Genomic DNA, 7,170 nt, shown 5'->3' with positions numbered 1-7,170 from the left:
GTGGGCTCGGAGATGTGTATAAGAGACAGGAGCAGGAGTTGCGGGCACGCTTTGGCGTGCCGGAGTCGATGAAGCTCGGCGTCAATGACTGGGGGTGGCTGCGCATCCTGGCGGCGGGATACGACGCGGAGCTGGAGCGGCGCGGGTATTTCTATATCGGCGCGCGGGAGCTAGAACAGCTCTCGGGCCGGCAGCCACGGTTGATGGCCAAGCATGATTTCTCTACCTCGCGGCCGTGGATTTTTCAGCGTCTCCGCCTGGGAATCGTGCCGGTCAGCCGAAGTGAATATCTGGTAGGGCGATTCAACCTCTACGAACGATTTCCAGAAACGCAGCGCGGCGAGGTGCGCACGCTAGAGCTGCCGGCGGGGCTGGACACCCTCTCGTTGGAGGCAGTGAGCTCGGAGGCAGTGGCGTTAAATGGGGCGTCGGCAAGCGGGATGCTGGAGGACTTCCTGGGGTGCGCGCCGTTGCAGGCCACGGTGGCGGGGCGCATGTCCACGCACGGGCTTAAGGTGCGGCTGCCGGACTTGGGCGTGGATGTGGCGGTGGACCGCGCGCAGATGGAAATCGACGGCGGCTTTGAATCACTCAAGCACCTAGTGCTGGTGGAGGCGAAGAACCACCTGTCGGAGGATTTCAATATCCGGCAGCTGTATTTTCCGTATCGGCGTTTCCAGCAGCGCCTGGCCAAGGATGTGGTGCCGGTTTACCTGGTGTATTCCAATGGCATTTTCCACCTGTACCGCTATGAGTTTCGGGACCCGGCGGATTTTCGCAGCATTTCGCTGGTCGATAGCGCCCGCTACGCGCTGTCCTCCTCGCACTTGGATGCGCAGGCGGCGCTCGACATCGTGCGGGCGGTAGCGCCCGAACCCGAACCGGCCGTGCCCTTCCCGCAGGCTAATAGCTTTGAGCGGGTGGTCAACTTGCTGGAGCTCATTGCCCTGCAGCCGCTAAGCAAGGCGGAGATTACCCAGCGCTATGATTTCGACCCGCGGCAGGCGGATTACTATGCCAACGCCGCGCGCTACCTGGGCCTAGCGGAGCCGGTGGAGGACACGTGGGAGCCGACAGAGCACGGGCGGCGGGTGATCGAGCAGCCGCAGCGCGACGCTCGGAATGCGGCGCTCATACGGGCGCTGGCGGCGCGGCGGGTTTTCCGCGAGGTGCTTGAGCTCAGCCTGGCCCGCGGCGCGGTGGCTAGCACCGCGGAGATTTGTGTGGCCATGAATGGGCTGGGGCTCAGCTTGGCGACGTCCCGGCGGCGCGCCTCCACCGTCGCCCGTTGGACCCAGTGGGTGCTGGACACGGTGACCGAGGGCACGCCGCGCCTATTTTAAGCCAGCAGGTTCTGCCCGCCGGAGATGATGAGAACAATGCCGGCGATGACGAAGAAGAGGCCCGAGCCGATGTCGATCCACGGGCCGGCGGCGATGAGCTTGCGGCGCACGGCATTGGTGGAAATTACCGTGGCGACGACGAGGAAGAAGAGGAAGGCCGACAGCGAAAGCGAGAGGGTCAGCGCAATCGCCAGCCAGACGGGTGGGCTGGCCGGGAGCAGCGGGGCGATCATCGCGGCGAGGAAGAGCACGATTTTTGGGTTGGACATATTAGTGGCCAGGCCGACCTTGAAGGCGGTGCGCAGGCGGCCGAGCTGGGCGGCTGCGTCTTCAAGGTCTACCGGTGGATTGGCGCGCTGGGCGATGCCGCTGCGCAGCGCGCGCGTTCCCATAAACACCAAGAAGCAGCCACCGACGGCTTGGACTGCGCCGAGGATTTCCGGGAAGGCGGTCAGCAGCGCGGCGGCGCCAAAGACGGTGGCGGCGCACCAAAAGAGCACGCCAATCTGGATGCCGGCGGCCGCGGCAATGGCGTGGCGGCGCGAGCGGGTGGCGTAGCGGGTCACCAAAATGATGTCCGGTCCCGGCGAGGCGACGCCTACCAGGTTCATCAGCAAGAGGGTGAAAAAGGACGTCCAGGTCACTCCCCCGCCTCGCTTTCGAGGCGCGGGATAAGGTCCTCGCGGCCGAACAGCCGGGCGGAATCCAGCGCGGAGGGCTGGCCGGCGGTGGGGTCGGCGTGGGCGGAAAGGAGGGCGTCGATAACCGCGTCTTCCTTCTTGAAGATGGCACCGGCGAGCGGGGACTGGCCGCGGTCATTGAGCAGGTTGACGTCCGCGCCGGCGCGGGCAAGTGCAGAAACCAGCTCGGCGTGGCCGTGATAGGCGGCGAGCATAATAAAGGACTGGCCTTCGTGGTTGACGAGGTCGATATTCACGCCGTGGTCGATATAGGCGAGGAGGTCCAGGTTGCCCTCGCGCGCCATGTCAAAGAGTCGACCGGCGAATTCTTGCACTTGCGTCTCAGACATGGTTTCTAGCTTATCGCGCCAGTTCCGCGACGCGTTTGACGGCCGCCTCTATGGCGAATTCGGGATCGCCGCCTTGTCCTTTGACGGCGGCATCGAGCTCGGAGACGAGGATGACGGCCTTGGTGACATTATCGGCGGACCAGCGGCGGGCCACGGGCTGGGTCATCTTGACCACGTAGGGTGCTAGGCCGGTTTGGCTCGCGAGCGAGTACTGGTCTCCGCGCGCGGAGTAGAGGCGGGCGACGGCGCCGACCTTATTGGCCAGCGCCGCGGCAATCGCCACGGGGCTCGCGCCCAGCTGGAGAGCGCGGCGGCAGGTGGATACGGCGGCTTCGACGCGGCCGGCGACGGCGGCGTCGGCAATGTCCCAATTGGCTACCTCGGCCACGCCGACGTAGTAGTTTTGCACCGCCTCGCGGGTGACATTGCCCCCGGTATCGGAGACCAACTGGGAGATGGCTGAGGCCAGCTCGCGCAGATCAGAGCCCACGCCCTCGAGCACGGCATGGACAACGTCCGGGGTCGGGCGCACGCCGTGGCTGGAAAATTCGCGGGTGGCCCACTGACCCAGCTCATTGGGGTAAAGCGAAAAGACCTCGTGGACCTCGGCAATCTTGCGCAGTTTGGCCACGAGCTCGGGTTGCTTCTTCTTTTTCTTCAGCGTCTTGGCCGTCACGGAGTAGATAATGACCATGGTCATGCCCGGCGCGGGATTGGCGCAGGCGCGCAGAAGGATATCGACTACTTCTTTGCCGGCGCGCTCGCAGTCGCTGATGACGATGACGCGGTTATCGCCAAACAGCGATGGGCTGGTGGCCTCGAGGATCTCGCCCTCAGAGACCTCGGAAGCTTTGAGCTTGGTCAGCTCGGGCCGGGCACCGGTAGATCCGCTCTCCTCGGCCGCGGCGCGCTGGATCTGCAGGCGGGCGCGTTCGGTGAGGAATTCATCGTCGCCGAGGATGAGGTGTACTGGAGGCATGCCCGCCATTCTAGCCTGCGGCCAGGCCGAGCCAGGCGATGCCCGCCAGCGTCAGCGCCAACGTGAGCCACGGGCGGTGATAGAGGAGGCCGGCGATGATCCAGGCGTAGGCAAGCAGCGTAAAAAGCGGGTTGGCGGGGATGGTGACTACCGGCAGGTGAGCCACGCCGTGGGCGATGGTATTAATCCACCACGAGAAAGGCTCAATGAGGCGCAGCAAGCCGGCGCCTAGCACGTCGAGAGGGCCGAGCTGGGCAAAGATGGCGGCGATAAGCCCCACGATGGTAATCGGCACGGTGGCGGGCTCGACGAGGATATTGGCCAGCACGGAGACGACGGAGACCTCGCCGGACATAAGCGCGACCAGCGGGAGGGTGACGATATCGGCGGCGATGGCCACAGCGACCGCGCGCAGGAAGATGGCGGGCCAGCCGGTCACGGCCAAGTGCTTGTAGATGAGCGGGCTAAGCGCCACGATGCCGAGCGTGGCCGCGCAGGATAGGGCAAAACCAAAGTGCACGGCGAGGTCGGAATCCACAAAGAGCAGCGCGATGATGCCGAGACTGAGCGCATGGATGGGCTCCATGCGGGTGGAATTGAGCACGGCGAGCAGCCCCACTACCCCGGCGACGGCCGCGCGCTGGACGGAGGGCTCGAAGCCCACGAGCAGAACATAGGTGGCAAGGGCGCACAGGGAGGCGGCCACGCGGGCGCGGGGCCCGAGCGCGAAGGCGGCGCAGACCACGGCCGCGGCAGAGCAGACTATGGCCACATTGGCGCCGGATACGGCGCTTAAGTGTGAAAGCCCGGTGGCGATATACAGGTCGCGCTCGGCGGTATCTTGCAGCGCGGTATCGCCGAGTACCATGCCAGGAATCAGGCCCTGGCTGGAGGGTCCTACGGTATCGAGGACCAGCGCGCGGAAGTTCTCGGCCACGCCGGCCGCCCAACCGTCCAGGCCTTCGGGCTCGGCGGTTATCTGCACGTCAGTGGCATTGGCACTGAGCTTTCCGACGCCCGCCCTATCCGACTCCCCTACCTTCACCCTCGCCGTAATTTCGGCACCCGCGGCAGCCGGGACCGGATCCGGGCTAAAGACCGGCAACTGGGTGGGATACCCCGGCACCTTCAGCCGCAGCAGCCAGCCGCCCGTACTGGTCTGCGTCGGTGCGGTAACGAGTCGTCCGGTGACTTCGGTGCCGAGATCGAAGGCGGCGGCGCGGGCCTGGCGTACCGCGGCGACGAGCGCTGCGCCCGCAGCGACTGCCCCGCAGAAGAGCGCCTGGCCCCACTGGCGGGCAACCAGGCACAGCGAAACGACGACTGCGATGAGTGCGATGGCCCAGCCGCGGCCGGCGAGCAGCACGGCAATGACGGCTAGCCAGGCAGTAGCCGCGCCGGGGACGAGCCGCAGTTCTCGCATCGCACGCTCGAGTACGGGCTAGAGCTGGACCTGGTCTTTAAGCTGCGCCAGCTTCGCCGGCCCGATGCCAGAGACCTCGAGGAGCTCTTCTACGTTCTTGAAACCGCCGTGCTCTTCGCGGTAGGCCACGATGGCTTGCGCGGTTACCTCGCCGACCCCCTTGAGTTCGGTGAGCTCCTCGGCGGTGGCGCTATTGAGGCTCACGCCGCTGCCGCTAGCGCCACCGCCGGGGCCGCTGGAGTTGCCGCCGGCTGGGGCGGGCTCGCCGGATGCGGGAGGTGGGGCAGCACCGGAGGGCAGGATGTGGAGCTGTTGGCCGTCGGAAAGCCGCTGGGCATGGTTGAGAGCCAGGGTCTCGGCGCCGGGTAGCGGCTGAGCGGCGTCGAGGGCATCGGCCACCCGCGCGCCGGGCTCGAGCGTTTTCAGGCCAGGCTCAGCCACCTCGCCGATGACCGAGACGATGATTTCACTGGGTTCGTCGCTCGGGGCCACGCCTGGGCTCATAGCTGCAGGCTCGGGCATGCCGGCGGATTCTTCGGAGCGCGCATTGATGCCGAGCCAGACCACCACGCCGATAACGAGAATGACCGCCACTGCGCAGGCTTGCCAGGGGCTGATGCGCAATCGCGGGCGCGGGTAATCGACGGCGAGGAGCTCTTCCTCGCCGGTGGGTTGGGTAAATTCGCGGAGTCGTTCGCTGATCTTGGGTGCCGCCATGGCGCTGAGGCTAAGCGCGGGCGCAAACAAGTGGTAGGTCGAGCGAAGGTGGGCTGTGGATAACTTGTTGTGGGCGTCAACTAACCCGGCGCGTTGGGTCTAGTTATCCACAGATCGGCGCGGCGGGAAGGCGCGGGGTCGACCACGTGTGTGAGAATGCACAGGTTCCACGGGCGGCTCGGAGCTAAACACGGCGGAGACGCCGATGGCGGAGGGGCCGGCGTGGACAGAGAGGACGTCGTTAAGCGGAGTACAAATAAAGGACGAACCCTGCGGCAGCGCCGCTGCAAGGAGCGCCTCCAACTTGGCGGCTGCGTCCTCGGCCTGGTTGTGTTGGATGGCGACAAAGGCCGGCTCACCGTCCGCGCGGGAGGCGATGAGGTCCACCAGCTTGGTAAAAGCCTTGGTCTGGGTGCGGGTCTTGCCCACCAGCTCCAGCTTGCCACGGGTAATCGACATAATCGGCTTGGTAGCCAATAGCGCCGTAGACAGCACAGCCGTGGCCGGGGAAAGGCGGCCAGAGCGGCGCAGATCCTCCGTGGAATGCAGGTAAACCCAGGTAGCCGCACGCTTGAGGGTACCGATGGCCGCTGCGTAGCACTCGTCCAAACTGGCTCCACGGGAGGCCAACTTAGCCGCGGACATGGCGGCCGCACCCATGACCATGCCGGCCGAACCGGAGTCAATCACCCGCACCGTGTGCGGAAAGACGCCGGAGGCCGATACCGCGGCAGAATAAGTGGAAGATAGCTCTTTGGACAGGTGAATGGCCACCACTCCCTCATCCTGGGCGCGCTCCATTTCGCGGCCGTAGGCGGCGGCCAGCTCCAGCGCGCTCAAGCCCGAGGTGGAGCGCTCCAGGCCATCTTTGCCGTGGCTTTCCATGAGGTGGAGGTCAATGACCGTGATGGATAGCTGTTCCGCCAGCTCTGGCGGCAGGCCTGCGGAGGAATCCGTAATGACGCGAACCGTCACTAGATATCCGCCCCGCCGTCCCCGGTGACCTCGCCCCCCATATTCCAGCCGTCGAAATACCACTGGGCGCTACCCACATTGTCTGGGGTAAACTCCAGCGAAGACAGCGGCGTGTCCGGGTTGAAATCAGGGCGGGCCGTCAGCTGTGACCAGTGGGTATTTTTCAATCCGGAAAGGATCCCGTACTGCGCGTGGTCAAGGCCCAGCAGGTGGCAGGTCAGCGCCGAGATAGCGCCGCCATGGGCCACGATGAGGACGGGGCCTTGGTCCCAGCCCGCGAAGTCTGCCATGAGTTCATCGACGACAGGCCGGGCACGCTCGGCTACGTCCACGCGGGATTCGCCCTGCGGCGGGGCCCAAGTGGGGTCGTGGCGCCAGATGGCGCGCGCGCCTGGGAACTCGGCATCTACTTCGGCGGAGGTTCTGCCCTGCCACTGGCCTAGGTGTGTCTCGCGCAGGCGGGCATCCGTGGTGAAATCCATGCCGAGGGCCTCGGCGACCACGCGCGCAGTTTCGCGCGCGCGGAGGAGATCGGAGGCGACGATTTTAGACACGCCCTGATCCTGCAGCAGCCGCGCGGCGGCGCGGGCCTGCTCATAGCCCAGCTCGGACAGCTCGGTGTCCAAGTGGCCCTGCATGCGGCCGGTGGCGTTATAGGTAGTTTGTCCGTGGCGGATCAGGATCAGGCGGCGGCTCATGCGAG

Annotated in this window: 8 protein-coding genes; 1 reads left to right on the top strand and 7 read right to left on the bottom strand. The window is 65.8% G+C overall.

The genetic code is table 11. The features are described from left to right. Positions 1-14: 14 nt before the first annotated feature. The gene (locus QP934_RS02585) at positions 15-1,343 is read left to right on the top strand and encodes a type II restriction enzyme (RefSeq protein WP_419126727.1); all 1,329 of its coding nucleotides are present in this window, start codon (positions 15-17) and stop codon (positions 1,341-1,343) included. Here the strand turns inward: QP934_RS02585 and QP934_RS02580 are convergent. The 7 genes from QP934_RS02580 to QP934_RS02550 all read right to left on the bottom strand — a co-directional run bounded on the left by QP934_RS02580 (position 1,340) and on the right by QP934_RS02550 (position 7,165). Next, the gene (locus QP934_RS02580; RefSeq protein ID WP_337888326.1) at positions 1,340-1,987 is read right to left on the bottom strand and encodes a LysE family translocator; all 648 of its coding nucleotides are present in this window, start codon (positions 1,985-1,987) and stop codon (positions 1,340-1,342) included. The genes QP934_RS02585 and QP934_RS02580 overlap by 4 nt on opposite strands. Beyond that, entirely contained in the window at positions 1,984-2,373 is a 390-nt protein-coding gene (locus tag QP934_RS02575) for an ankyrin repeat domain-containing protein (RefSeq protein ID WP_198491916.1), read from the bottom strand. The genes QP934_RS02580 and QP934_RS02575 overlap by 4 nt, the downstream gene beginning before the upstream one ends. Positions 2,374-2,383: 10 nt before the next feature. Continuing rightward, positions 2,384-3,361, bottom strand: coding sequence for a DNA polymerase III subunit delta (gene holA / locus QP934_RS02570; RefSeq protein ID WP_419126722.1), 978 nt, complete (start codon positions 3,359-3,361; stop codon positions 2,384-2,386). A 1-nt stretch (position 3,362) separates the two neighbouring features. Further along, a complete protein-coding gene (locus QP934_RS02565; RefSeq protein ID WP_340418888.1) occupies positions 3,363-4,775 on the bottom strand; it encodes a ComEC/Rec2 family competence protein in 1,413 nt (470 codons plus the stop codon). An 18-nt stretch (positions 4,776-4,793) separates the two neighbouring features. Beyond that, positions 4,794-5,492 carry a ComEA family DNA-binding protein gene (locus tag QP934_RS02560; RefSeq protein WP_340418889.1) on the bottom strand — a complete coding sequence of 233 codons (699 nt, stop codon included), beginning with the start codon at positions 5,490-5,492 and terminating at the stop codon, positions 4,794-4,796. A 99-nt stretch (positions 5,493-5,591) separates the two neighbouring features. Next, positions 5,592-6,467: a DegV family protein gene (locus QP934_RS02555; RefSeq protein ID WP_284791427.1), complete on the bottom strand. Its 876-nt coding sequence runs from the start codon at positions 6,465-6,467 to the stop codon at positions 5,592-5,594. Then, positions 6,467-7,165: a histidine phosphatase family protein gene (locus QP934_RS02550; protein WP_284791428.1), complete on the bottom strand. Its 699-nt coding sequence runs from the start codon at positions 7,163-7,165 to the stop codon at positions 6,467-6,469. The genes QP934_RS02555 and QP934_RS02550 overlap by 1 nt, the downstream gene beginning before the upstream one ends. Between the last annotated feature and the right edge of the window lie 5 nt (positions 7,166-7,170).

Origin of the sequence: Corynebacterium sp. MSK122 (assembly GCF_030229435.2) — a bacterium.
In the GTDB taxonomy this organism is placed as follows: Bacteria; Actinomycetota; Actinomycetes; order Mycobacteriales; family Mycobacteriaceae; genus Corynebacterium; species Corynebacterium marquesiae.
This window is presented reverse-complemented; position numbering and strand designations above follow the sequence as displayed.

Bases quoted from the DNA above. Each gene is read 5' to 3' on its own strand.
- QP934_RS02560 (WP_340418889.1), bottom strand. From the start codon at position 5,492: ATGGCGGCACCCAAGATCAGCGAACGACTCCGCGAATTTACCCAACCC.
- QP934_RS02575 (WP_198491916.1), bottom strand. From the start codon at position 2,373: ATGTCTGAGACGCAAGTGCAAGAATTCGCCGGTCGACTCTTTGACATG.
- QP934_RS02565 (WP_340418888.1), bottom strand. From the start codon at position 4,775: ATGCGAGAACTGCGGCTCGTCCCCGGCGCGGCTACTGCCTGGCTAGCC.
- holA (WP_419126722.1), bottom strand. From the start codon at position 3,361: ATGGCGGGCATGCCTCCAGTACACCTCATCCTCGGCGACGATGAATTC.
- QP934_RS02550 (WP_284791428.1), bottom strand. From the start codon at position 7,165: ATGAGCCGCCGCCTGATCCTGATCCGCCACGGACAAACTACCTATAAC.